At 59.4% G+C, this 25,190-nt stretch carries 18 protein-coding genes and 2 tRNA genes; 9 read left to right on the top strand and 11 right to left on the bottom strand.

The window, feature by feature from the left end; all coding sequences use genetic code 11:
- Window positions 1-144 precede the first annotated feature (144 nt).
- Window positions 145-405, bottom strand: a complete 261-nt coding sequence (locus I2I05_RS01410; protein ID WP_196280420.1) for a DUF4834 domain-containing protein — start codon at window positions 403-405, stop codon at window positions 145-147.
- A 46-nt stretch (window positions 406-451) separates the two neighbouring features.
- Window positions 452-901, bottom strand: a complete 450-nt coding sequence (locus I2I05_RS01405; protein WP_196280419.1) for a hypothetical protein — start codon at window positions 899-901, stop codon at window positions 452-454.
- 135 nt (window positions 902-1,036) lie between these two features.
- Here I2I05_RS01405 and I2I05_RS01400 point away from each other — a divergent pair.
- Window positions 1,037-1,112 (top strand) — tRNA-Thr (locus I2I05_RS01400).
- Between the two features lie 86 nt (window positions 1,113-1,198).
- On the opposite strand, the gene I2I05_RS22260 is transcribed toward I2I05_RS01400, so the two are convergent.
- The 5 genes from I2I05_RS22260 to I2I05_RS01375 form a co-directional block, all read right to left on the bottom strand.
- Window positions 1,199-2,332: a PAS domain-containing sensor histidine kinase gene (locus I2I05_RS22260; protein WP_196280418.1), complete on the bottom strand. Its 1,134-nt coding sequence runs from the start codon at window positions 2,330-2,332 to the stop codon at window positions 1,199-1,201.
- A 151-nt stretch (window positions 2,333-2,483) separates the two neighbouring features.
- Window positions 2,484-2,687 carry a hypothetical protein gene (locus tag I2I05_RS01390; protein ID WP_196280417.1) on the bottom strand — a complete coding sequence of 68 codons (204 nt, stop codon included), beginning with the start codon at window positions 2,685-2,687 and terminating at the stop codon, window positions 2,484-2,486.
- A 521-nt stretch (window positions 2,688-3,208) separates the two neighbouring features.
- On the bottom strand, window positions 3,209-3,988 hold the full coding sequence (locus I2I05_RS01385; protein ID WP_196280416.1) for a geranylgeranylglyceryl/heptaprenylglyceryl phosphate synthase: 780 nt from the start codon (window positions 3,986-3,988) through the stop codon (window positions 3,209-3,211).
- On the bottom strand, window positions 3,960-4,850 hold the full coding sequence (locus I2I05_RS01380; RefSeq protein ID WP_196280415.1) for a hypothetical protein: 891 nt from the start codon (window positions 4,848-4,850) through the stop codon (window positions 3,960-3,962). The genes I2I05_RS01385 and I2I05_RS01380 overlap by 29 nt, the downstream gene beginning before the upstream one ends.
- Window positions 4,851-4,856: 6 nt before the next feature.
- Complete coding sequence (locus I2I05_RS01375) at window positions 4,857-5,234, bottom strand: phage holin family protein (RefSeq protein WP_196280414.1); 378 nt, start codon at window positions 5,232-5,234, stop codon at window positions 4,857-4,859.
- 146 nt (window positions 5,235-5,380) lie between these two features.
- Between I2I05_RS01375 and I2I05_RS01370 the strand changes: the two genes are divergently transcribed.
- Window positions 5,381-6,520 carry a J domain-containing protein gene (locus I2I05_RS01370; RefSeq protein WP_196280413.1) on the top strand — a complete coding sequence of 380 codons (1,140 nt, stop codon included), beginning with the start codon at window positions 5,381-5,383 and terminating at the stop codon, window positions 6,518-6,520.
- 102 nt (window positions 6,521-6,622) lie between these two features.
- Here I2I05_RS01370 and I2I05_RS01365 read toward each other — a convergent pair whose 3' ends face one another.
- Window positions 6,623-7,186 (bottom strand): fasciclin domain-containing protein, encoded by a 564-nt coding sequence (locus I2I05_RS01365; RefSeq protein ID WP_196280412.1) that lies wholly within the window; start codon window positions 7,184-7,186, stop codon window positions 6,623-6,625.
- Between the two features lie 205 nt (window positions 7,187-7,391).
- On the opposite strand from I2I05_RS01365, the gene I2I05_RS01360 reads away from it, so the two are divergent.
- Both I2I05_RS01360 and I2I05_RS01355 read left to right on the top strand, forming a co-directional pair.
- Window positions 7,392-9,833, top strand: a complete 2,442-nt coding sequence (locus I2I05_RS01360; RefSeq protein WP_196280411.1) for a TonB-dependent receptor — start codon at window positions 7,392-7,394, stop codon at window positions 9,831-9,833.
- 434 nt (window positions 9,834-10,267) lie between these two features.
- Entirely contained in the window at window positions 10,268-14,647 is a 4,380-nt protein-coding gene (locus tag I2I05_RS01355) for a DUF4394 domain-containing protein (protein ID WP_317192295.1), read from the top strand.
- Between the two features lie 311 nt (window positions 14,648-14,958).
- Here I2I05_RS01355 and I2I05_RS01350 read toward each other — a convergent pair whose 3' ends face one another.
- Entirely contained in the window at window positions 14,959-15,831 is an 873-nt protein-coding gene (locus tag I2I05_RS01350) for an RICIN domain-containing protein (RefSeq protein ID WP_196280409.1), read from the bottom strand.
- A gap of 444 nt (window positions 15,832-16,275) precedes the next feature.
- Between I2I05_RS01350 and I2I05_RS01345 the strand changes: the two genes are divergently transcribed.
- From I2I05_RS01345 to I2I05_RS01330, 4 genes are all read left to right on the top strand, one after another.
- A complete protein-coding gene (locus I2I05_RS01345; protein ID WP_196280408.1) occupies window positions 16,276-17,976 on the top strand; it encodes a T9SS type A sorting domain-containing protein in 1,701 nt (566 codons plus the stop codon).
- A gap of 337 nt (window positions 17,977-18,313) precedes the next feature.
- Window positions 18,314-19,138, top strand: coding sequence for a glycosyltransferase family 25 protein (locus I2I05_RS01340; RefSeq protein ID WP_196280407.1), 825 nt, complete (start codon window positions 18,314-18,316; stop codon window positions 19,136-19,138).
- A 255-nt stretch (window positions 19,139-19,393) separates the two neighbouring features.
- Window positions 19,394-20,632 (top strand): glycosyltransferase, encoded by a 1,239-nt coding sequence (locus I2I05_RS01335; protein WP_196280406.1) that lies wholly within the window; start codon window positions 19,394-19,396, stop codon window positions 20,630-20,632.
- On the top strand, window positions 20,625-21,773 hold the full coding sequence (locus I2I05_RS01330) for a glycosyltransferase family 4 protein (RefSeq protein ID WP_196280405.1): 1,149 nt from the start codon (window positions 20,625-20,627) through the stop codon (window positions 21,771-21,773). The genes I2I05_RS01335 and I2I05_RS01330 overlap by 8 nt, the downstream gene beginning before the upstream one ends.
- Window positions 21,774-21,892: 119 nt before the next feature.
- On the opposite strand, the gene I2I05_RS01325 is transcribed toward I2I05_RS01330, so the two are convergent.
- Window positions 21,893-23,044, bottom strand: a complete 1,152-nt coding sequence (locus tag I2I05_RS01325) for a T9SS type A sorting domain-containing protein (RefSeq protein WP_196280404.1) — start codon at window positions 23,042-23,044, stop codon at window positions 21,893-21,895.
- A gap of 710 nt (window positions 23,045-23,754) precedes the next feature.
- On the opposite strand from I2I05_RS01325, the gene pcaF reads away from it, so the two are divergent.
- Complete coding sequence (gene pcaF / locus I2I05_RS01320) at window positions 23,755-24,969, top strand: 3-oxoadipyl-CoA thiolase (RefSeq protein WP_196280403.1); 1,215 nt, start codon at window positions 23,755-23,757, stop codon at window positions 24,967-24,969.
- Between the two features lie 111 nt (window positions 24,970-25,080).
- On the opposite strand, the gene I2I05_RS01315 is transcribed toward pcaF, so the two are convergent.
- Window positions 25,081-25,153: transfer RNA gene (locus I2I05_RS01315), tRNA-Phe, on the bottom strand.
- Window positions 25,154-25,190: the final 37 nt, after the last annotated feature.

Raw genomic sequence — 25,190 nt, 5'->3', positions numbered from 1 at the left:
GTGCCCGAAGGTACAGTAGAACCACGCGAAGGCTCAACTTACCGTTCCGCCATTTTCTGGGCGTTGGGTTTAATACTTCGGTCGGGCCGCTCATGCCTCTACCGCAAACCCTACTCAAAACCAAGATTCGCCTCCGCTCTTCGTTTATTTTACCTCCTCAAAATCAACATATTCTCCACCTTTAAAGCCCTTTGGTTTTTCAGGTTCCGCGGCTACGGGTGGCACGTAGTCTACGCGCACTTGGCCCGGCGCGGGCGGTGGGCCCGGCCGCGCCGGTGGCGGCACCACGAAGCCGCCGCTGCGCATTTGCTTGCGCACAAAGCCCGCCAACACCAGCCGCAGCACAATGGGCAGCAGGTAGCGCAGGGCAAAAATCACAAGAATTAGAATGAGCCAGAAACGCATAGAGCTAAAATGGTAAATGCCGCCGCAAGGTACAACCTACCCCAATTTAGCGCCGCTTTCGTGCCTTGCGGAGGGCTTGCGCTACCGCTCCGGCCACCAATCCGCCCACACTATACCACGCCACGGTCATCAGTTGGGTTTGGGGCGTGCGGTTGCTGGGGGCTTCGCCCAAGCCCAACGGGCCGGGCAATACCACGCCGCCCACACCGGCCGCCACACCCAGCAGCAGTCCCCGGCGCACCGCGTGCCGGCCGCTGCCCACCAAGCTGTAGTAAAGCGCGTTGGAAATCACATCCCCGGCCATGGTCAGGCCAAAGGCGGTTTCATCGTCGGGCTGCGGGGCGTCGGCTTTGGCCAGCAGCTTGCGCAGGCCGCGCATGCCGAGAATGTCCATACGCGGCGCATCGGCAGGGCGCAGGCGGCGTGCGGTTTCGTGCAAAGCCGTGAGGGCAAGGGCGCCGGCCAGGCCCGCGCCGAGAGAAGGCAGTAGTTTCATGGAAGCAGTAATTGGTAATTTGTCAAACGCGGCCCCGGCGGCGGGGTTGCTAAACTTTTCCGCGGGGCGGTTGCGCGGCGTCCGGCGCGTTGCCTATCTTTGCAGTCCCTTCCGAAAGCGTTGGTGGGGAAACAAGCCTCTTTAGCTCAGTTGGTAGAGCAGCTCATTCGTAATGAGCAGGTCGTTGGTTCGAGTCCAATAAGAGGCTCCATAGCAAAAACCCGAAAAATCCTTTCTGCTGGGCAGAAGTGTTTTTCGGGTTTTTGCGTTTCGGGAATTTATTCCCGCCGCCCACTTTCAACTGGTTTTTTCACCCGTGGCGGCACTGGCGGGTTGCCCGTCGGGGCCGGGGGCTTGCGGGATTTCCACCGTGAAGGTGGTGCCCTGGCCTTCGGTGCTGTACACGCGCAGGGTACCCTGGTGCCATTCCACGATGGTTTTGCAAATTGCCAGGCCCAGGCCGGTGGTTTGCTCGCCGCGCAGCCCGGCCCGCCGCGCTTTGGTGAAGCGCTCGAACAAATAGGGCTGCAAGGCCACCGGAATCCCGATTCCTTCGTCGCTGACGTGGATGCGCACGCTGCCCGCCGCGGCTTCTACCCGCACCGCCACCCGCTTCCCATCCGGCGTAAACTTGATGGCGTTGCTGACCAAGTTGGTGAGCACCTGGGTTATCTTGTTCACATCCAGCCGGGCATAAACGGGCTCCGCCGGCAGCGTGTAAGCAAACGGATGGCCCAGCAGGTCCTGCTCCCGCTGCAAATCTTCGAGGGGTGCGCGCAAGGCGGCGCCGACTTCTATTCGGTCGCGCTTCAAGTCCGTGTTGGCCGAGGCCAGAAACTCTAGGTTGATAAGGTCGCGAATCATCTTCACGCTGTTTTGGCTGGTGCTTTCCAGCACGCGCAACATCTCCCCTACCCGGCTGTCGGCCGCAATTGCAACCTCCTCGCCGATGTATTGCGCAATTTGCTGCACGATGGCGAAGGCCGCGCTCAGGTCGTGCGAGAGGATTTCCAGGGTGACGTTTTTGCGGGTATTGAAGTTGTCGGCGTTTTGTTGGTAGCGCTTCTCCACGCTGATGTCGCGCAAGGTTCCGCCCAGCCACACGCGGCCGGCTGCGTTGGCGTGGTGCGAGGGCGTGAGGCAAAACCATTGGTCGGGTTGGTCGGGGTGCTGCAACCGCACTTCGGCCTCGTCCGGCATCTGGCCGCGGGCCCACAGCTTGGCGTAGTGAGCGAGGTACGCCCGGTCGTCGGGATGCAGGCGGGCCAGCAGCGCGGGCAACTCCTCGTTGACGCTGGCCCGCCGGCCGTGCAGCACTTTCTCGTAGGCCTCGTTGATAAATACGATGCGCCCCGCCGCCACGTCGTAGATAAACTGGACGTGGGCACTCGCTTCGGCTTGTGCCAGAAAGAAGTCGGCAAATTCGGACACGCGGCACGGCTTGAATGTCTGTGAATATACCTTTTTTCTGCTGCTTGCTGCCATTACGCCCGGCATTTCGCTACTGGCAAAAGGCGCTTCCGGCAGGTGTTTCAGCATCATTACGCGTAAGCGCCGAGGGTCTTTGCCCACGCGCTGTTGCCTACAGCGTGGGTCCTGCCGACATGGGCTGCTCCAGCTTCACCAGCACTTGGTCGATGGTCAATTCGCCGCGCACGAACTGATGCAGCAAGCCCTGCTCGTAGTGCTCGGGGGCCAGGGGAGTGTTGTGGGTGAGCGAAAGGGCGAATTTCACTGCGCGTTCGCGGCCTTGTTCGGTGGCCAGTAGTTGAGGCTGAGGCGACATCTTCTATAACTAATGAGGGGTAGAACGCTGCAAATTTCCCTTACTTTTTGCCCGCATAAAAGCTGAACAAAAGCCTTTCGGCACAGGATAAATACGGGTTCTTCACAGGTAACAGCAAGAATGGCGTAATAAAACCTTAGTTCCCCTGCTTATTTCACTTTAAGAAGATTTCTTCACCACCCAATTTACCCAATCCATATAAGCCAAGTTTTCAAAAATCTGGCAGCATCTGTTCTTTAGGAACTGCTGGCCTCAAGCAGCACATCGACTAAAGCAACGGCAACAATTGGCTGCGTGCTCGCGCAAGGGGCACAGAAATTTGTACAATCCACTCGTCACGAGTTCAGTAAAATAACTCGGATAAAAAAACCGTCCTGCTGAGCGCAGCCGAAGCATGACGCAAGCTGTAACTAATTCAACCGATTGACTTTACTGACTGCACGCGATATGCTTCGACTGCGCTCAGCAGGACGGTTTTGTCTTCCACAACAAGATTCGCTTTGCAGTAGCGGCGCGTTGCTCTAGGCTTCGGCCGCGGCCGCAACAGCGTTGAAGGAGGACACTACGCCCGCTACTTCGGCCAGGAATGAAGGGTCGGCTTCGATGTGGTTGCCGACCACTACGACATCGGCCCCGGCGCTTAGGGCGGCGTATACTTTCTCGCCTGTGTTGAGGCCGCCGCCTACGATGATGGGCGCCACAACCGCTTCCCGCACGGCCGCAATCATAGCGGCTGATACCGGGTTTTGGGCTCCGCTGCCGCCATCCAAGTACATAAGCTTCAACCCCAACTGTTCGCCAGCCAAGGCGGTACAGGCGGCAATGCCGGGTTTATCATGCGGCAGGGGGACGGTGCCGCTCATGTACGACGCCGTGGTGGCGCGTCCCGAATCGACCAGCATGTAGCCGGTGGGCAGCAGCTGCAGGCCACTGGCTCGCAGGCGTGGCGCGGCCACTACGTGCTGGCCAATCAGAAAATCGGGGTTGCGGCCGGAGATGAGCGACAGCAGCAGCACGCCATCGGCGGGGCCGTCGAGGTGCAGGCTGTGGCTGGGAAAGAGCAGCACGGGCACCGCCGAATGCTCTTTTATCAACGCAATGAGGGCAGCCTGGTGCGAACTAAGCACCAAGCTGCCCCCCACGAAAAAGTAATCGACCGGGTGCGCCTGAGCCAGGCGCAGCAAGTCCAACAGACTGGTTTCGGTTAAATTATCCGGGTCGAGCAGCACGGCCAGCGCTTTGCGGCCTTGGTGCTGCCGAGTCCGGAGCGCGTCATATAGCAGGGGTGTGGGTGGACGCATCCGGGGAATCAGGAGAAGCGAGCGAAACGGCGGGCGCAAACCCGGTTTCAGCGGGGGCAACGGCCGGGGAACTCGCAAGGTCGGGATTTTTGTCCGCCGGGAAAAACTCGCTCACTTTTTTTGTCACCACGGCCAGCACCACGGCGGCGGCCTGGGCCACCAAAACCTTGCCGGTATCGGACTTCAGAAAATTCTGCAGGACCTGGCCCACGAAGCTTGGGCGGGCCGGCGCAGGATTCGCTTCCTGCTCGCCATCAGCGTCATCAAACGCGTGCGAAGCGGGCAAGCGGCGGCTGTCGTCGTAAGGCAAATCTTTGAACGGGTCGTCCTCAAATTCTTCGGGGTCGAAGGCCGACGAGGCCACCGGGCTTGGGGTGGCAGGCTGGGCCTGGGGAGCGGCTTTGGAGCCAAAGCCTAAGTCGTCGGCTTCGTGGCCCTGGCCGTGCTCGGGGCGGGGTTTCTGAGGCTCGTTTTCCATGAACGCCTGCGCAGAATCGGCAGCCGACTTGCGGTAGGTGACGCTTTTGTAGCGCTTGCCGTTGCCGGCCGTGTAGTACTCGGCGCCAAACCCGTTGTCGCCTTCGAACCCTTCATCAAAATTCTCGCCTTCGGCCTCGTGGCGGTCGTAGCCGTTGTCGTGGCCGTTTTTCGCGCGGCGCTTCTTCTTTTTGCTGCCGAAAGCTTTGGTGATGAGCCAAACGCTACCCGCCAGGCCCGCGCCCACCAAGGCCACTTTGCCGGCAACTACCGATTTTTCTTTGATGCCTTCGACATCGCCGCGCAGGGCCCGCTCGTACTCGAGCTTCTTGCGTTCCAAAAATTCTTTTTCCTCGTCGAACAAGGGATTTTGCAGGTCACTCATGGCAGGCTAGGCTTGGCGTTTGTCAGATTTATAAATGGTGTCCTTGAGCGCCTTGTTGGCGAGGCCCTGGAACGCGGCTTTGTCGACGCCCACCAGCACCAGAATCAGCAGTACCAGGTAGAAACCGGCCACAATGCCGAAGCCCCAGAAAGGACTATCAAGGACCGAATTAAGGGCCAGGCCCGCAAATACGCTGAGAAAGATGACGAACATCAGTCCCAGAATGGCCAGGGTGGCCCCGTGAATGGTGCTCACAAATACCGTCGACGCCTTTTGCTGGAGCTCTAGGCGCACCAAGTCGATGCGAGTGTCGAGGTAGCCGGTCAGGTTGCCAATCAGGCTGTCGTTGCGGGGTGTTTTGGAGGTGTCGTCGTCGAGAATCATACGGCGCGAAATGGAGTGGCAATTATTAAAAAGGAACCGTTACCAGCCCGAAAGCTGTACGAAAACGGCAGTGGACTGAGCCGGTTCTACGGAAAAGTTCGGGGCGTGGCTGACTTTTGTGCAGTCCTTTGTGTTTGGTGCCCAGCGTGAGTCAAAATCATTATCAAGTCCTCGGAGTAGCTCCCACCGCCCCGGCCGCCGAAATCAAGCGGGCCTACCGGCAGCTGGTGGTGCGCTACCACCCCGACAAGCACGGCGGTGATGTGCGCTTTGAAGACCAGTTCAAAGCCGTGGCCGTGGCCTACCGCGTGCTGAGCGACCCCGGCCGCCGCGCCACCTACGATTTCCAGCTGGCCCAAACCGCCCGCCGGGCCGACGAGGCCCGCCGCCAGCAGCAGCACCGTCCTGCCACGCAGCACGTGTACGGCGTGCCCATGCCGCCGCCCGCGCCGCTGCGCACCCGCCCGCCCGCCGGCAGCCACGAGCGGCACTACCAAACCATTCCGCGCCAGCGCACCCGTTTTAATCGCCGCGACTGGACGCTGACGCTGCTCTTTATTCTGGGCATCGCGCTGTTTACGCTGGCCGTGAAAGTGACCATGGACCGCGTCACGGCCACCAGCAACTACGAGGATGGCCTGCGGGCGTATGGGCAGCAGCAATTGGCGGCTGCTTACAGCTTTATGGATGAAACCCTGCACTTCCGGCCCGACTACGCGCCGGCCCTGCGCCGCCGAGGCGAACTGGAACTGCTGGTGAACCGCGACCCGCGCGCCGCCCGGGCCGATTTTCAGGCCGCCCTGCTCCAGCCGCAGCCCCGCCAAGTAGCGGCCAATATGCTCTACCGCCTAGCCCGCTGCGAAACCGAGCTAGGTCTGTCCACGGCCGCCGAGCTGAGCCTAAGCCGGGCCCTGGCGCTCGACAGCACTTTGAGCGCCGCCCACTTGGCACGCGGCAAAGCCCGCTTGCTCGACCTCAACCAACCAGAAAAAGGCTTGGCTGACCTGAACCGTGGCCTCGCTCAGCGCCGACGCGCCGGGGCTGCCACGCCATGGCATTACGTGCAGGTGCGCGGCCTGGCGCTCACGGCCTTGGGCCGGTACGACGCGGCCCGCAACGAGTACTTCCAAGTACTTCAGGCCCACCCGCGCGACGGCCGCACCCATTTTCTGCTGGGCCGGCTGGCTGCCCGCACCGGCGACCCAGCGGCCGCCTGCGAGTTTTACCGCCGGGCGTTGCGGCTGGGCTACGAGTATGCCCGCACGGCGGAAACGGAGTGCCCGTAACGGCGTATCCTGACGTTTATACAGTGATGCTTAAACGCAAACAACCGCTGCTGGCACGAGGCCGGCAGCGGTTGTTTGCGTTTGTTGGCTAGCTCAGAAAAATTAGTTGGGCAGCACCACCGAGTCGATAACGTGGATGACGCCGTTGCTCTGCAGGACGTCGGCGATGGTTACCGTCGAAACGCCGCCCTTCTCGTCCTTCAACGAAATGGTTTTTCCTTTGGCCATGGCCGTCAGGGTGCCGCCGCTCACGGTTTTGAGGGTAGCGGTGCCCTTGCCGGCTTTGATGGCCTTCATCAGGTCGGAAGCTGTCATGCGGCCGGCTACCACGTGGTAGGTTAGGATTTTGGTGAGGGTTTCCTTGTTCTCGGCCTTCACCAGGGTTTCTACCGTGCCGGCGGGCAGCTTGGCGAAGGCGTCGTTGGTGGGCGCAAATACAGTGAAAGGACCGGCGCTTTGCAGGGTTTCTACCAGGCCCGCGGCTTTCACGGCGGCCACCAGCGTAGTGTGGTCCTTCGAGTTAACGGCGTTTTCTACAATGTTTTTCGTGGGGTACATGGGCGCGCCGCCTACCATAACGGTCTTGGTAGCCTGGGCCGAAACAGTGGTGGTAGCGGCAGTGCTGAACAGGGCTACGAAGGCGAGCGAAAACAAAGTCTTTTTCATCGGTATAAGTAAATGATTGGATGTTTTGAAAGATGCCTCACCTACGCGGCTGGTTCGGCTCACGGATTGCCTGAACTGTTTTTTTCTCTGGAAGAAGCAAGCTCTCCATGGTCTGCAGCACCACATAAGTCCGTCGTGCAGAGCGCCGCGCCGCATGGCAATTCTTTCCAGCCAAACATTATTTGACGCTACTACTTCCCTATTTATGCGAATTTTTACCCTGCTGCTTTTCCTTCTTCTCAAGCTCACGGCCCACGCCCAAAATGTGAGCACCGTAGCCGGCACCGTGCGTGACCGTGCCACCCAGGAAGTGCTGCCTGGCGTGAGCATCACGCTGGAAGGCACAGAATTCGGCACCGCCACCGATGCCGAGGGGCGCTACCGCCTCACGGGCGTACCAGCCGGCGCCTACAACCTGCGCGCCGCTTTCGTGGGTTACGACCCGCTTGTGCGCTCCAACATCGCCCTGAGCACCGGCAACGTGAATACCCTCAACCTGGAACTGAACACTGCCCCCCAGGCCCTGGAAGAGGTGACCGTGACGGCCAGCCGCGCCATTCGGGTGGCCACGGCCGAAACACCGCTTAGCGTGCAGCGCCTCACCACCGAGGAAATCAAGAGCAACCCCGGCGGCAACTTCGATATATCGCGGGTGGTGCAGAGCCTGCCCGGCGTGGGCGGCGGGGGCAGCGGCGGCACGGCCGGCTTCCGCAACGACATCATTATCCGGGGCGGCGCACCGAACGAAAACGTGTACTACCTCGACGGCATCGAGGTGCCGGTCATCAACCACTTTCCGACGCAGGGCAGCGCCGGCGGGCCGGCGGGCATTCTCAACGTCAGCTTTATTGAAGACGTGACGCTGAGCAGCTCCGCGTTTCAGGCGCGCTACGACAACGCGCTGAGTGCGGTGCTGCAATTCCGGCAGCGCGACGGCAATTCGGAGCGGATTCAGGGCAACCTGCGGACGTCGGGCACCGAAGTCGCGGCTACGTTGGAGGGGCCGCTCACGAAGAACACCACCTTTCTGGCCTCGGCCCGGCGCAGCTATTTGCAGGTCCTGTTCAAGCTGATTGACCTGCCCATCCGGCCCGATTTCTACGACTTTCAGTTCAAAACGACGACCAAGCTTTCGCCCAAAACCACCCTCACCAGCCTGGGGCTGGGCGCGATTGACCACTTCGAAATCAAGGCGCCCAAGAACAGTTCGCCTTCCAAGGAATATACCCTGCGCTCCAACCCCACCATCGACCAGTGGAACTACACCGTGGGCCTGAACCTGCGCCATCTGGTCGAGAACGGCTTCGTGAACGTGGCCTTGAGCCGCACCCAGCAAGCCAACGACGCCGATGCGTTTGAGTACGGGTTTGAGGGCCAGGAAGCGTACCGCAAGCTGGGCGCCCGCACCCACGAAACCGAAAACAAGCTGCGCGCCGACGTGAACAAGCGCGTGGGCCGCTGGCAGTACAGCTACGGCGTGGTGGGCCAGTTGCAGCACTACGACAACAACCTCATCAACCGCATTCGGTCGGAAGTGCGCGATGAGAACGGCGCGCTCGTGAGCCCCGCTGTCACGGTTCGTTTCCAAACCGAGCTGGACTTTTTGCGCTACGGCGCCTTCGCGCAGGCCACGCGCACCTACGGCGCCGACAGCCGCCTTACTGTGTCGGCCGGCCTGCGGGCCGATGGCACCACGGCCCTGCGCGAAGGCTACCGCCTCGACCGCACGCTCTCGCCGCGCGCCTCCGTGTCCTACGCCCTGCTTCCAACGTTGAACCTGAACGCCTCGCTGGGCCGCTACTTTAAGATTCCGCCCAGCACCCTATTGGGCTACCGCGACGAGGCCGGCAACCGCGTGAACGCCAACGGCCGCTACATCCGCTCCGACCACGCGGTGGCCGGGCTGGAGTGGCTGCCGGGCAAGGCCACGCGCCTCACGCTGGAGGGCTTTTATAAGAAATACGCCTACTACCCGGTGTCGGTGCGCGATGGCATCAGCCTGGCCAACCTGGGCGGCGACTTCAACGCCCTCGGCAACGAGGCGGTGACCAGCACCGGCAAGGGCCGCGCCTACGGGGCCGAAGCTTTTTTCCAGCAGAAGCTCAGCGGCAAGCTTTTCGCCATTGTGTCGCTCACGGGGTTTCGGTCCGAGTTTTCGGGGCTGGACGGCGTGTACAAGCCCACGGCCTGGGACACGCGCTTTCTGGGCTCGGCCCTGCTGGGCTACCAGCTGGGGCGCGGCTGGGAGTTGGGCGCCAAGTACCGCGTGGGCGGCGGCTCGCCCTACACGCCTTATGATGAGGATGCCAGCCGCGCCAGCTACCAAGCCGTGGGCACGGGCATCCTCGATTACAGCCAGCTCAACACGCGCCGCCTCGGCGGCTTCCAACAACTGGACCTACGCCTCGACAAGAAAATCAGCCTGCGCCGCCTAAGCTTCGATTTTTACATTGACGTGCAAAACGCGCTGCTCACCAAGCCGGCCTCGCCGCCCACCTACACCTTCGAGCGCACCGCCGACAACACCGCCTACACCACCACCGACGGCCAACCCCTGCGCCCCGATGGCCGCAATGCCAACCCCATTCTGCTGCTGGACGACGACGCACTGGTGGTGCCCACCATCGGGTTCATCGTGGAGTTCTAGGACTACAATGCGAGTTACTGCTTGGTAGCTACGGCCCTAGTTTTCGGTTTTGAAGCGGGTCAAACCAATCTGAAAAAGTTGGATGCTGCTTGGAAACACCCCAAGCAAGCTGAACCTTGAAAATCAGCTTTGGCAGAAGATATTATTCCTGGGAATCAAAAACAAAACAGAAAGACCGCCTCAATAGGGTGGTCTTTCTGTTTTGTTGTTACTGCCCGGACCGCTTGCTGAATACCGCAGTAAAGACCCTCTGTTTTAAGCACAAAGTACTCGCCAAGCCCAACAAAACGCCATCTCTAATTTTAATGAGAATTTAATCTCATAAAGTTCAATCTAATATCATGTGAGTACCGTAGTTGTCCTATTATTGCCATGCCCCGTTTGGCTGGCGCTGTCATTCGTTCGTTCACTTTTCCAACACTCCATAAGTAAGTATGAACACAATGGTACCTTCCTCCGCATCAGGTTTATGGCGACATGCCCGAAAGGCAGTGTTCGGCGCGGCCCTCACAATGGGCTTGTTCGCCGCTGCTCCCGCCGCGCAAGCGCAAACTGCTTATGGCCTTGGCCCTGGCGGTACAATTTTGGTTTCGCTAAGTCTCTCGAGCCCCACTACGCCCACTTTCGTGCCTATTACAGGCGTGGTAGGCTTTGCACTGGTCGGCCTCGACTCGCGACCGGCTACCGGCGAACTGTTTGCGCTGGGCTACAACGGCGCGGGGTCGGGCCAACTCTACACCATCAACAAAACCACAGGCGTGGCCACCGCCGTCGGCACCCCGCAAATCTTACCACTGGGTAATGCCACTGAACGCATCGGCTTCGACTTCAATCCCACTGTGGACCGCATTCGGGTGACGAGCAGCAACCTAACGAACTACCGTCTCAACCCCAATAACGGAGCCATTGCCGCCATGGATACGCCCCTCAACGGGGCGCCCGGGGCCGTTATTGATGCTGTGGCTTATACCAACAGTTTCATTGGCGCGGCCAGCACCGTTTTGTATGACGTGGATGTGGCCGGCTCGCGTCTGTACAAGCAAACTAACCCCAACGGCGGGGTACTGGGCTCGCCGGTTTCAATTACTACGAACGGAACCACTCCTTTGCTGTTGGCCACCGACGTAACGGACCTCGATATTTTCACCAACCCCGCTGGCGGCGGGCAAGTGGCCGCATTGTCGGTGGTTCGGGGCACCACTACTACGCTTTACATCCTTGATTTAACTTCCGGCATCGCTACCGTGCCGCAAGCATACCCGGGCTTCGTTGTTACCGACATCACTTTCGGCATCGACCGCACGGCGCCTGCGCCCAGCGGCCAGCTGCTGTATGCGGTGAACACCAACAACGCCCTCATCTCCTTCTACTCGGGCACGCCAGGGTATATTCTTTCAGCGGTGGGCATCACGGGTATTGTCGCCGGCCAGACGCTGGTGGGCACCGACTTCCGCCCCAACACCGGCGAGCTATTTGGCTTGGGTTACGATGGCACTGGCATGGGCCAGCTCTACCTCATCAACAGGTCCACCGGAGTGGCTTCGGCCGTCGGAACCGCACAGCCCTTGGCGCTGGGCACCACACCCGCTGAGATTAACGGCATCGGTTTCGACTTCAACCCCACCGTGGACCGCATCCGCGTGACGGGCTACAACACCAAAAACTTCCGCCTCAACCCCAACAACGGCGCGATTGCCGCAACCGACGGCGACCTAAACTTTGTGAGCGGTGCCACTGGCACGCCCACCATCGGTGCCGTGGCCTACACTAACTCTTTTGCCGGCAGCACCAGCACCACGCTCTACGACATCGACGATGTTCGGAACCAACTGTTTGTACAGAGCAATCCCAACCTGGGCCAGCTAACCTCGGCAAGCGGCACCAACTTGCTGCCCAGCAGCGGCGCGGTCAATGACCTCGACTTTTACTACGACGCAACGGCCCAGTCGAACCGCGGCTTCATCGTGTCGAACCCAGATGGTGCCATTCCTACAACTGGCTTCAGCACCCTCTATACTTTGAACTTAAGCCCGATGGCTAGTACAGCTACGGCTGTGGGCACCATTGGTCTGGGCATTCCGGTGCGCGATGTGGCGGCGCTGATTGCCCCGCTTACCCAGCCCACGCTGGTAGGCCGGTTGCTGTACGGCGTGGCCGGCGGCAACCTGATTTCGTTTGATTCGAGTAATCCGAGCAACATCCGCTCGGCCGTGAACATCACGGGATTGCCTACGGTTGCCGGGCAGGTGCAAGTACTGGTAGGCCTCGATTTTCGCCCTGCCACGGGCGAGCTATTCGCCTTGGGCTACAACGCTGCTGCCGAGCAAGGCCAGCTCTACACAGTGAACCTGAGCACCGGCGCCCTCACGCCAGTGGGCAGCCTCCAAACCATTCCGCTGGGCATGACAGCGTCGGGCATCGCCTTTGACTTCAACCCCACGGTGGACCGTATCCGCATTATTTCGGCCACCAACCAGGTCAATCTGCGCATGAACCCCGCCGACGGAACGTTCCTGACCGATACGCCCCTGACCAACCCGGATAACAACACGCCTCCGGCAGTATCCGGCGCGGCTTATACCAACAACGATAACAACGCCGCCACGGGTACCATGCTGTTTGGCTACGACCAAGTGGCCAATGTATTGGTGCAGGCAACGCCGCTGGCTCCCGGCGCGAATGCCGCCAATGCTGGCACCTACCGCAACGTGGGCTCCGGTTCGGGCATCACGGTGAATCCCGGTGTTGATTTCGACGTCTTCTCTGACCTTACAAATCCAAGTACCCCTGTTAACAATGCCTTCTTGGTAGCATCGCCCACGGGCGCCACCGCTGATAACCTCTACATGGTGAACCTGACCTCGGGGGCGCTCAGTTCTGTGGGCCGCATTGGCAACGGCACCAACCTGACCGGCCTGGCCGCTTTCCCAACTGCTCCCGTGGTTGGCGACCTGACCTGGACCGGTGCAGTATCGACGGAATGGGGATTAGCCGGCAACTGGATGCCCATGCGGGTGCCCACGGCGGCTGACAATGTGGTCATTCCGAACGTGGATAACGACCCCGTGGTAGACAACGCCCAGCAGGCTAATAGCCTCACGCTGGCTTCCGGAGCCACCCTGACCACTGCACCCGGCGGCACGCTCACGCTGAATGGCAACTTCGTGAACAACGGCGGCACCACCCTCGGCAGCGGCACGGGCACAGTAGCCTTCGCAGGCTCCGCAGCCCAGAGCGTTATCGGCACCACTACCTTCTTCAACAACCTCACCGTTGGGAGTTCCGGCGTTACGGCGGCAGCGCCAGTACAGGTGCAGCGGGTGCTGCTCCTCAACGGCAACCTGGCCTCCAGCGGCAACCTGACCTTGCTCTCCAACGCCACCGGCACGGCCCACGTGGTGAACGCCAGCGGCGCGGTATCCGGCAATGCCACGGTGCAGCGCTACATCACCCCCATCAATACGGGCCTGGGCTACCGTCACTATTCCGCCCCGGTCACGGGCTCGACCGTAGCCGACCTGGCCACGACGAGCTTCACGCCCGTGGTAAACGCGGCCTACAATTCGGCGCCAATGCCCAATACGGTTAAGCCTTTCCCCACAGTATTTGGCTACGACGAAACCCGGGTGAACACGAGCGGCAGCGCCGGTACCATCGATTTTGACAAGGGATTCTTCTCGCCCGCCGCGTTGAGCACGGCGCTGGCAGCAACCCGTGGCTACACGGTGAATATTCCTTCGACGGCCAAAGTTGATTTCGTAGGCATCCTGAACAACGGTGCTTACATCGCAACAGGACTGACGCGCGGCACGCAGGACAAATCGGGCTGGCACTTACTTGGCAACCCCTACCCCTCGCCCATCACTTGGGACGCAGTAGGGCGCACCAATGTTGGCGCCGCCGTGTATGTGTACCGCTCTACCAGCCAATACGCTGGCAATTACTCTTCTTATGTAGCCAACGGCGTGGGCGTCAACGGAGGCACCGCCGAAATTGCAGTAGCCCAAGGATTCTTTGTGCGCGTGAACGCAAGCGGCAACATCGGCAGCGTGAACTTCACCAACGCCGCTCGCCTGACCACCTATGCTAGCCCTGTTTTCCAGCGTGGCGCTAACACGGCACCGCTAGTTCGGCTCGATATTCGGGGCGCCAGCGGCTCGGTTGATGAAGCGGTGGTGTACTTCGACGCTGCTGCCACAACCGGCTTCGACGCTGAATTTGATGCCTACAAATTGGGCGGCAATGGCCCATCGATAGCGACAGAATCCGAATCGCCAGCTACAGCCCTGGCCATCAATGGCCTGCCCGCCCTGGGCACCGCCGATGTTGTGGTGAACTTACAAGTGACGGCCCCCCAGGCCGGAACCTACCGGTTGCGCGCTTCGGAGCTGCTGCGCTTGCCCACGGGCACTTTCGCCTACCTGCGCGATGCCCAGACCGGTGCCCGCATCGACCTGGCTACCCAGCCCGAGTACTCGTTCCAGCTGGCATCTGGCTCGGCGGCCGGCCGCTTCACGCTGCTGCTTACCCAGCAAACGGTGTTAGCCAACGCTCCGGCCGCGGTAGGCCAGCAAATATCGGTGTTCCCGAACCCGGCCCGTGGCGCCGTATCCATCAGCTTGCCCGCTGCCCTGGCCCGCCAGGCCACGGAAGTGCAGCTGGTGAATGCCCTCGGCCAAACCGTGCTGCGTAGCACGCTGGCCGCTGGCTCGGAGGCCCGCACCCTGTCGCTGAACGGGGTATCCCGTGGCGTGTACACGCTGCGCCTGCAAACCGAGCAAGGCACGGTGAACAAGCGCTTGGTAGTGGAATAACAAGCTTCGTTTCACTCATCTAAAAAGCCCCGTCTGCACTTGCAGACGGGGCTTTTTTTTACTTTCCAGCATCTTGTAGTCGCACCATGTTTTGTGTTGCGGTGCTGAGCGACGACTCACCGACAGATGCTGGGACGCTACGAATGGCGGCGCTGCACCGGGCCCACTGCACTTGACAGGAAGCTGAACTATTCACAGCAAAAAACCCCGGCCACTGCTGCGGCCGGGGTTTTCCTTGGATAAGCGAGTGTCAACCCTCGCACTGATTTTACTAACGGCACCGTCTAAGCGGGCTGTTTCCACTGCGCTGCTTATTGCTGCACCACGCGGGTTTGCTGCGTGAATTCGCCTTGGTGCACGCGCACCACATACGAACCGGCTGCCAAGTGCTTGCCACGTAGCGATACAACGTTGCCGCCGGTTTTCAGGAGTTCCGATTGGCTGTGGATTTTCTTGCCCAATACGTCCAGCACTTCTATTTCGGCCGCGCCGGCTTTGGTGGCTTCCACTCGCAGGGCGAAGCGCTGTCCGGGACCCGCGGGATTGGGATAAGCTTCGGCTTTGAGGGCGGCGTTGTTGGCTGCTTTCGTGGCCGTGGCAGTGGTGATTAGGGTTAGTTCCCAGCGCTGGGCGGGCTCGAAACCGTTGTCATCCCAAAGGTTGACGCGGGCACCGGGCGCATTACTGCCGGAACCAATTTCGAGCACCTGCGAAACACCGGCCGCGTTGGCCGAATTTTTTAGCGTGAATTTGTAGCGCCCGTTGTTGTTGGGGTCGGTGATGAACCAGCGCTGGCTATCGTCGCCGGTAGTCAGGAGCACATTCTGTTCAATCTGGGTGCCGGCCGTTTTGCCGAGGGCAACGGGCTGCACGTACATCACGGTGCCTTTGTGGCGCAGCTTATACGAGCCATCGGCTTGCACCTCGAAGATGTAGCGCTGTGCGTCGTTGCCATTGTCAACCCATTGACCAATGCTAGTGCCGGCAGTGGCAAGGTTGAGGTCTACGTCCATGCACAGAGGCAAGCCAGCGTCAGCACCTGGTGTGGTGCTACCGGATAGTACCCCGTAGTGCGTCATTTTGTAGGTGCCGCCGTTCACGATGGCCCCCTGGGCCCAGGCAGAAGTTGCAGAGCCTGTTAGGCAAATGGCCAACAGAGAACCCAAGAGTAAAGATTTCGTCATGAGAGTTTGAAGAAATGAAGAATGAGAAAAACAAACGATTGATAAGAGTCAGATGGTACTTCAATGCAATATTCATGTGCATTGTATGGCAATAATAAGGAATTAAGTTTATTTTTACACAATCGTTTGCGTAAAATTTCCAATAATTCCATCTTGGCTCCGCCGGATGCGTGCGGGTGCTGCTCCGTTATGTGCTCAGTGCAGGTACTGCTTATGTTGCCGGACCTTTTTTATACTCCCCCCTCCTGTTCGGGACACTCTGAGGTAGCCAATTATCGGTAACGTCCCCTGATACTGCCCGCTGGCAACACCTAATTCAACGGCTTCTTTGGCCACAGCTGCTTCTCTTAGGGCATCCGTTAATTACAATAGAGCCATTGTGCCCAACCAATGGCCTGGATGCGGCTCGGACTTTCTAGCCGGTGCCACATTATCTTCCCGCCAATGTCCCCTGCTTCTTTTATACCCTTATTGCTCAGCCGCGTGGCTATTGGGCTGCTCGTCCTCACCCTCGGCCCAAGGGCCTACTGCCAAGCGCCTCCGGCCTGGCAATGGGCCCGCGCCAGCACCAGCGCCAATGATGTGTGGCCCAGCAAAATGATTACCGACCCCGCTGGCAACGTGTACGTGGGCGGCACCTTTATTGAACCCCTCACCTTGGCGCCCGGCACGGTGTTCAATTCGCAGGGCCAGCAAGACGCTTACGTGGCCAAGTACAGCCCTTCGGGCGCGCTGCTTTGGGCCCAGCACCTGGCCGGCGACGGCATGGACGATGTGGCAGGACTGGCCCTGGACACGGCCGGCAACCTTTGCCTGGCGGGCAATTGCAGCAGCTCGATGCAGTTGGGTTCCCTGAGCCTGAGTCCTCCTTACGGCGCGGCCCTGTACCTGGCGCGGCTAAGTGCGCAGGGCCAGCCGCTCTGGCTTAGCCAGGCCACCAACACTGGAGTCAGGGCGCAAAATATGGGGCTGGATGCGGCCGACAATTTTTACGTCAGCGGCCAGATTTCCGGCACCGTGGGTTTCGGTTCGCTGTCGCTGAGCACTGTCAACGGCATCGACATCTTTCTCGCCAAGTTTGACCCGCAGGGCGAGGCCGTGTGGGCCAGGCAGGGCGGCCGCGTGGCCCTGCTGCCGGGCGGACCAGCCGTGATGACAGTTAACCACACCCTCACCGTGAGTCCGGCCGGCGACTGCTACCTGAGTTGCACTCTCAACTCGCAGTTTGGCAGCTTTGGCGCCCTTCAGACCCCGGCCGGCTACGGCGCTTACGACGTGGTACTGGTGAAATACGACGGCCAAGGCACGCCCCGCTGGCTCCAGCGCTACGGCTCTGGGTTGGCCGATTACGCCGGCAATACCGCCCTCGACGCCAACGGGCACTTGCTGGCCACCATGCGCTTCGCCGGGTCCTTCGCCGGAGGGCCCACCGCCGTGGGCTCCCAAACCCTGACTGGCACCGGCCTTTATTTCGCCTCCCTGTTGCAACTCGATGCCGCCACCGGTGCGCTGGGCTGGGCCCGCACCATCAGCGCCGACCGCAACTGCTTCTTCCGGAGCATTGCCATCGATGCGGCGGGCAACAGCTACGTGGCAGGCAGCATCACGGGCACCGCTACCGTGGGCACGCAGCAGCTTAGCAGCGTCGGGAGCATCAACGGGGATGCGCTGGTGGTCAGCTATTCGCCGCAGGGCAGCGTCCGGTGGGCTCAGCAGTCCGGCAGCTACTTGGACGAAGGGGCCGACCTTGTTTCGCTCGATGGCACGGGCCAGTTGGCTGTCATGGGTTTTTTCAGGGGCGAAGGCCGCTTTGGCAGCACCACGCTCACCAGCCCAGCCACTCCCAACAACTCAGCGAGCGGCTGGGTAGCGCGGCTGGCCGGGCTCCCCACGGCCACGCAGCCCACAGCCGGCCCATTGGCCCTCGCCTTCTACCCCAACCCCGCTACCGACCAGTTGCACCTGCCCACTCTGGCCGCCGGCAGCCGCGTGCAGTTCCTCGATGCCCTTGGCCGCGTGGCGCGCGACACCCAAGTATCCGCGGGCGCGCTCGTATCGGTGCGCGGCCTGACGCCGGGTTTCTACACCGTGCGGGCCATCACGGCAAAGGGCCAGCACCTTACGGGCGGCCTACTGGTGGAATAGTGGATTAGAGGTTGCGGCTGAAGTATTCTGCGACTTCGGCCTGAACGCAGCAACTATTTTGGGGAGCGCACCTGTGTTTTTATAATCTTAAAAAGGCTAGATGAGGGTGGTGCTCACGTAACCAAAGCAGAAGGTGAAATGCTTTCGAGATGAGAATCAAGGGTGGCTGCTCTGGCAATCACAACCCCGGTATAACAGTGTGTGAAGGGCCAAAGTAGTTGGCGCTAAGCGTCCCATTTATTGCGAGTGCTTGGCTGCAACTTACTTTTGTCTGTAAAGCAGAGCAAACTGCACGCTTGTCAAAGGGCAATTGATGCCGTCATACACTACCGCTTTCATGAAAGTATACGTCATAAGCCTGCGTCGTGCCACCGAGCGACGGGCCTACATGCAAAAGCAGCTTACGCTTTTGGGGCTGGAATACGAAATTATTGACGCTGTTGACTACCAAGAAATGACTCCCGCTGATTATGCGGAATGCGTAGACCAGGAAGCGGTAAGTGCCAACCCTTACTTAACCAAAGGAGTGCTTGCCTGTGCGCTGTCTCACGCGAAAGTGAGTCGTCTTATGGCGGCGAATAACGTCAAAATGGCCTTGGTTCTCGAAGACGACGCCCAATTGCCCGACAGTATTAAAGAATCACTATCCCTGATTGAGCAACACATTGGCAGTGAAGAGGTAATATCATTGCATTACTATAGCCACTTTGGTTCGCCGGTGGAAATCAGCTTGCAGAACGTTCAAAAGTTAGATAACGAGAGCAGTCTGTTTTATCCTGCTAATCTTCATAACCTCGGTTCGGCCATGGCTTATGTGATAACCCATGCGGCGGCGGCCAAACTTTCGGCAGCAATAATCCCAGTTCGAGTAGCTGCAGACTATTGGGAAGCACACTACCGGAAAGGGGCTTTTACTTCTTTCCGATGCCTCTATCCAATAATGACTGATGATGCAGAGTTTCGCAGCACCCTGAATTACAATTCAATAAAGACATCTTTTACACGCCAAATGGCCAAAAATGTGCTCGGTAGCGTAGCCTCACTCGTGCGCAAAACAAAATTCCCTTTCTTATTTCAATACCTGGAAAAGAGGAATAAAAGCAGGTTGGAGGCCAGAAACATTCTGCGCTTTGTAGATGCCAAACCGTTTAATTCAATATAAAAAAGCAAATGGTTTTTGCCTACAGCTATTGAAGAGGCCAGCCTGTCTTCATTCCGTAGCACGGGTCCAGCATTTGTCTCCTAAGCCCTACCCTTGCTCCTTGAGACTAAAGTCTGGAGTTGCCTTTTTTGCGCAACGAAGCAGCGATTTTTCAATGTTATGCGCTCCAGCAATCTGCTCTGCAAAAAAGTATCTTTTCAGTTATCACAATAGCTAGCAAGTCCCTTCCCCCCCATCTGCCGCACCCCTTCTTCTATGCAACCATTAGTATTACTGATTCCCAACTTGGGCCTGGGCGGCGCCCAGCGGGTGTTCCACGACCACAGCGTGGAGCTGGCGAAGCACTATGCGGTAACGGAAGCCGTCTTCAACCTGGAGGGTGGCGACCTGTACCCGAGTGGCAACCCGGTTGAGAGCCTGGAAGTGAGTGGCGGCGGCGGCGTAGTAGCCAAGCTAACCAACTTCCGGCGGCGCATCGGGGGCTTGCGCCAGCTGCGCGAGCGCCTACAGCCGACGGCCTGCATCAGCCACCTCGAAGGGGCCGACTATGTGAATCTGCTCAGCGGCGGCCCCGGCAAAACCATCCTCTGCGTGCACGGCTCGAAGCTGCACGATGCCAACATTAAAGGGCCAGTGGGGTGGTTACGAAAAAAAGTACTGATGCCCTTGCTCTACAACCGCGCCGACCGCATTGTAACGGTGAGCCGCGACATCATGCCCGAGTTGATAACGGGCTTTGGCGTGAAGCCGGAGAAACTGCTCACGATTAATAATTTTTTCGACGTCCCCCAAATCGAGGCCAAAAGCCAAGAGCCCCTGTCGGCCTCCGAAGCCGCTGTGTATGCCGCCGCGCCGGTGCTGGTGACCTCAGGCCGGTTGACGATTCAAAAAAACCAAGCGCCATTGCTCGATATTTTTGCGGCGGTGTTGCGCCAGCAGCCCGCCAAACTGGTCTTTGTTGGCGATGGCGAACTGCGCGAGGAGCTCACGAGCCACGCGCGCGGGCTGGGCTTGCGGGTGTACGCCGCCTGGGAAAATACCGCGGCCCTCACGCCGGACTTCGACGTGTATTTTCTTGGCCTGCAGCAAAACCCGTTTAAGTACTTGCGGCCGGCCACGGCCTTCGTTTTCCCTTCGGCCTGGGAAGGGTTTCCCATGGCATTGGGCGAAGCCATGGTCTGCGGGTTGCCGGTCGTAAGCACCGATTGCCCCACCGGCCCGCGCGAGATGCTGGCACCGGCCACCGCCACCCCGGCAGCGCCGCTGCGCCGGGCTGAGCAAGGAGAGTTCGGGATTCTGCTGCCCATGCTCACCAGTCCGGCCACGGCGGCGGCCGACCAAGGCATCTGGGCCAGCGCGCTAACGACGCTCCTCAGCAACGCTTCCGAACGGGAGCAACTGGGCAAGCTGGCCCGGGAGCGCATGCAGGACTTTACCCGGGAGCGCATCTTTGGCCAGTGGCTGCAGTTGTTAAAGGAAGTGTGTCGTGATTAAGCCGAAGCACACGATTCTGGTGGTAGATAATTCCCGAGCCGTGACGGGCGCGCTCAATGCCATCCGCCATGCCACGGGGCCCTTGCGGCCCGACCTGGCTTTCGAGTACGTGCTGCCTACCGGCAGTACGGGCCGGGCCGTGCTCGAAGCCGACGGCTATGTGGTGCACGAACTGCCGTTCGTGGAAATCAGCCGCCGTAAGGCCGACCTGCTGCGGTATGTTCCGATGCTGCTGCTCAACGGCTGGCGGCTGCGCCAGTTGGCCCGCCAGCGCGGGGCCAGCCTCATTCACCTCAACGATTTTTATAACCTCACCGGCTACGTGGCCCGCCTTTTTAGCCTGGGCAAGTTGCAGGTAATCGTTCACGTCCGCTTTTTACCCCAGACGCTGCCGCAGTCTTTTGCGCGGATGTGGAAGTGGCTGGCCGAACACGGCGCGCACCAAGTCCTGTGCGTCTCGGAAGCGGTACGTTCATATTTCACCCCGACGAATGGCCGCGTGCACACGGTATATGACCCGTTGCCCGCACGCGGTGAGACGCAGCCGCCCCACACGCCAAATTCCGCTATTGACGGCTGCACGCAACTGCTTTACCTGAGCAATTACATCCGAGGCAAAGGCCAGAACTTTGCCTTGGCGGCATTTCGGCTCGCTTATGCTCAAAACCCTGCCCTGCGCCTTCGTTTCGTGGGCGGCGACATGGGCATGGCCAAGAATCAGCAGTTTCGGCAGGAACTGGAAGCCACGGTGCAAACAGCGGGGTTGTCGAAAGTAGTCGATTTTAAAGGGTTTGCGGCCGATACCGAGTTGGCTATGAAAGCCCACGACATCGTCCTCAATTTCTCTGAGGCCGAATCGTTTTCCCTTACCTGCCTCGACGCCCTTTACTACGGGGTCCCCCTCATTGCCACAGACTGCGGCGGGCCAGCTGAGTTGTTTGAATCCGGCAAGTCGGGATTGCTGGTCCCCAACCGGGACGTTAATGCCATGGCAGCGGCCATGCTCCAGCTAGCCGACGACGCCGCGTTACGACACCGGTTTTCGGTGGCAAGCCGCCTTTTTGTGCGTGAAAAATTTGCCCCGGTCCACACGTATCAAGCACTGGCAAGTTGCTACCGGCGGGCTTTAGAGGAAGCCTAGCATGTCGGCGGGCCAATCCGGGGCCAAGTCATTGCTGCTTGGTTTTGGGCATAACAAAACCCGCCCTAACCAAGGACGGGCTTTGTTATGTTTATCACTTCGAGCCAAGAACTGAGCAATTACTTTGCGATGCGTTGGCTGAAAGCGCCCGAGTCCGTCAGCAGCCGTACGATGTACATCCCCGTGGGCAAGGCGGTCAGGTCCAGGGTCCAGCGGCCGCTTTGGGTAGCATCGGCGGTGCTGTTCACCGCTTGCACCCGCCCCACAGCATCCATCACTTCCACAGTAGTCGCGCCCGTCAGCAGTTCGGCGGGAAGGCTGCTGCTAACCACCCATTCCTGAGTTGTACGGCCGGGGTAGACGGCTAGGCTGTTGCGGGCGGTGCCCATGGTCACGGCCCGCACTGGCGAAAAAGTAGCCTTGCCGTCGAAGTCGGTCTGCCGCAGGCGGTAATAGCTGGTGCCGGGCAGCGGCTGCTCGTCAACCACGGCGTAGGAGGTGCGGCCCTGCACCGTGCCTGCTCCGGCCAGCGTGTGAATGCCGCGGAAGCTCTTGCCATTGCCGGAGCGCTCCACAAGAAAGCTTTCGTTGTTGGTTTCGGAAGCCGTGGTCCAGCGCAACGACACCGCCTGCCGGCCTGTTGGCTCAACCGCAAAGAAAACAAGCTCCACTGGCAGCGGATTAAAGGGCGAGCAACCTGGACCGGATGTGGTTACCAAGGCATCGCAAGCCGACTCTGATATGTTGGTGGCCGCGATGGGGCCGGCGCACCCAATAGGCGCCTGCTGCTGCGCACAGATAAGGGGCACCGCCAGGGAACCGGCACAATTCGAAATAATGCGGTTAGAAGCGCCATTCCCCCCGAATACGCAGCCCCGGATGGCCACCTTGCCACTACCGCAGAGTGTGTTGTTGGCTCCGCCCAAGGAGAGGTCCAGGTTTCCGTAAATCACCATCTCGTTATTATCGACAATGGAGGAATTGAGCAGTATCAGATTGCAAGAGGTGCTGAGCCGCGAGGTAGCATCAACGTTAATAGACGCCTTATCAACCGTGAGCTGCCCCACTGCCACAGTGCTCCCGACCAACGTCAGTTTGGTATCGCTCTGACTACCGGTGCCATCGCCCAGTTTCAGGTTGGCACTGCCTACTAGCGAGCCCCCGCCTGACACCGTAATCGAACCATTCCTTCCTACTACATAATCTTTGTTAAGTTCAATACTAAATCCGTTGATAACGATTACTGCCGCACTTCCGGAAGTTGGAGTCATCGAGCAATTCACCTTGCCTCGCGCATCAACTGCAAAGACCGTTGGGTCGGACATATTGCCGCTTTTGACAGCGGTATAAATGCACTGCGCCCGGGCCAATTGGGGGCAAAAGGTACTGAACACTACCAGTACCAAAAGGGTGTTTAGAAATCTTTTCATAGCAATATTTTGTAAAAAGTGTGAAAGCGCTTGGCTCTATTACACAATATCCATGAATAATATACGAGTAGTTTAGTTAAAATAAACTTAATATTTGATAAATACATTTAATGAATTTCTATACGTGACTCCAATTGGCGTTTTTATTCGCTTGAAAACAGCAGATAATATGCTCTACAATAGGGGGTATATGCTCAAAATGGGATTGGTTTCCTCCGCTGGAGGAGCGGACAGTTGGGCATTATGTCAAAACCCATAGCATTTGAAATAGAAGAGCACTGAATAATGCTAATTGAAGCAAATGGTAAATTAAATTAATTATATTTTATACCTAGTCTGTAATAGGATCTCTTTCTCCCCTGTGCATCTGCTTACAATTCATGCCTATAGCTTTTCCTTCAAGCACGAATTCAGTTGAGGCACGGTAGCTCTTTTTGACCAGAAAGGGAGGCAGGACAACAGCGCTTCCTTGCTCGTGGCAAGGCTTTGCGCTGGGGTTTCACTCTAACTTTACAGTCATTTTACTTCTTGCCAGCCCTTACTCTATTTTTATGACCGACGCCTATGACGCCTATATTGTTGACGGCATCCGCACTCCCATTGGCAATTTCGGCGGTACGCTGGCTCCGGTTCGGGCCGACGACATGGCGGCGCTGGTTATCCGTGAGTTGTTGGCCCGCAACCCCACGGCCGATCCCGCCGGCATTGCCGACGTAATTATGGGCTGCGCCAACCAAGCCGGCGAAGACAACCGCAATGTGGCCCGCATGGCCCTGCTGCTGGCCGGCCTGCCCGCTTCCGTGCCCGGCGAGACCGTCAACCGACTCTGCGCTTCGGGCCTGTCGGCGAGCATTGCGGCAGCGCGCGCCATTCAGAGCGGCGACGGCGACCTGTTTGTGGCCGGCGGTGTGGAAAACATGACCCGCGGCCCCCTCGTGATTTCGAAAGCTAGCGCCGCCTTTGGCCGCGATTCGCAGATGTACGATTCCAGTTTCGGCTGGCGCTTCGTCAACCCGCGCATGGAGGAGCTTTACGGCACCGACGCCATGGGCGAAACTGCCGAAAACCTGGCCGAGCGCGACCACATTAGCCGCGAGGACCAGGACAAGTTTGCATTCGATTCGCACCAGCGGGCGGCCGCAGCCCGCGACTCAGGCCGCTTTGCCGAGGAAATTGTGCCTGTGCCCATTCCGCAACGCAAAGGCGAGCCTCTGCTATTTGCGCACGACGAATTCATCAAGCCCAACACCACCCTGGATGGCTTGGCCAAGCTGCGCCCCGCCTTCCGCAAAACCGGTTCCGTGACGGCCGGCAACTCCTCGGGCCTGAATGACGGCGCCGCAGCCCTACTGCTAGCTTCCGAAACGGGCTTGAAGCAACATCGCCTCACGCCCCGCGCCCGCATCGTTTCCATGGGTGTGGCCGGCGTCGAGCCGCGCATCATGGGCATCGGGCCGGTACCCGCCAGCCAATTAGCCCTCAAGAAAGCCAGGCTTACCCTCAACCACATCGACCTGATTGAGTTCAACGAGGCTTTCGCAGCCCAAGCGCTGGCCTGCATTCGGGGCCTGGGCTTGGCCGATGACGACCCGCGCATTAACACCAACGGCGGGGCCATTGCCCTGGGCCACCCGTTGGGCATGAGCGGCGCCCGCATCCTCAACACCGCCGCGTTGGAACTGCACAAACAAAACAAGCGCTATGCCCTCGTGACCATGTGCATTGGCGTAGGCCAGGGCTACGCCGTAATTATTGAGCGGACTTAGGCATTATGCCTAGCGGCACGCACCAAAGCATTTTTAGCTGGCCATAGCGGCTCAAACGAATGCCTGAAAAGAAAAAAGGCCCTTCAACATCTCGTTGAAGGGCCTTTTTTGTGGCAACAGTTGGAATCGAACCAACGACACCAGCATTTTCAGTGCTGTGCTCTACCAACTGAGCTATGTTGCCGTTTCCCCGCGGCAGAGTGCGCTTTGGGGACCGCAAA

This window comes from Hymenobacter jeongseonensis (assembly GCF_015694725.1).
Classification (GTDB): domain Bacteria; phylum Bacteroidota; class Bacteroidia; order Cytophagales; family Hymenobacteraceae; genus Hymenobacter; species Hymenobacter jeongseonensis.
The sequence above is the reverse complement of the archived record's forward strand: the minus strand, read 5'-3'. Positions and strand labels throughout refer to the sequence as shown.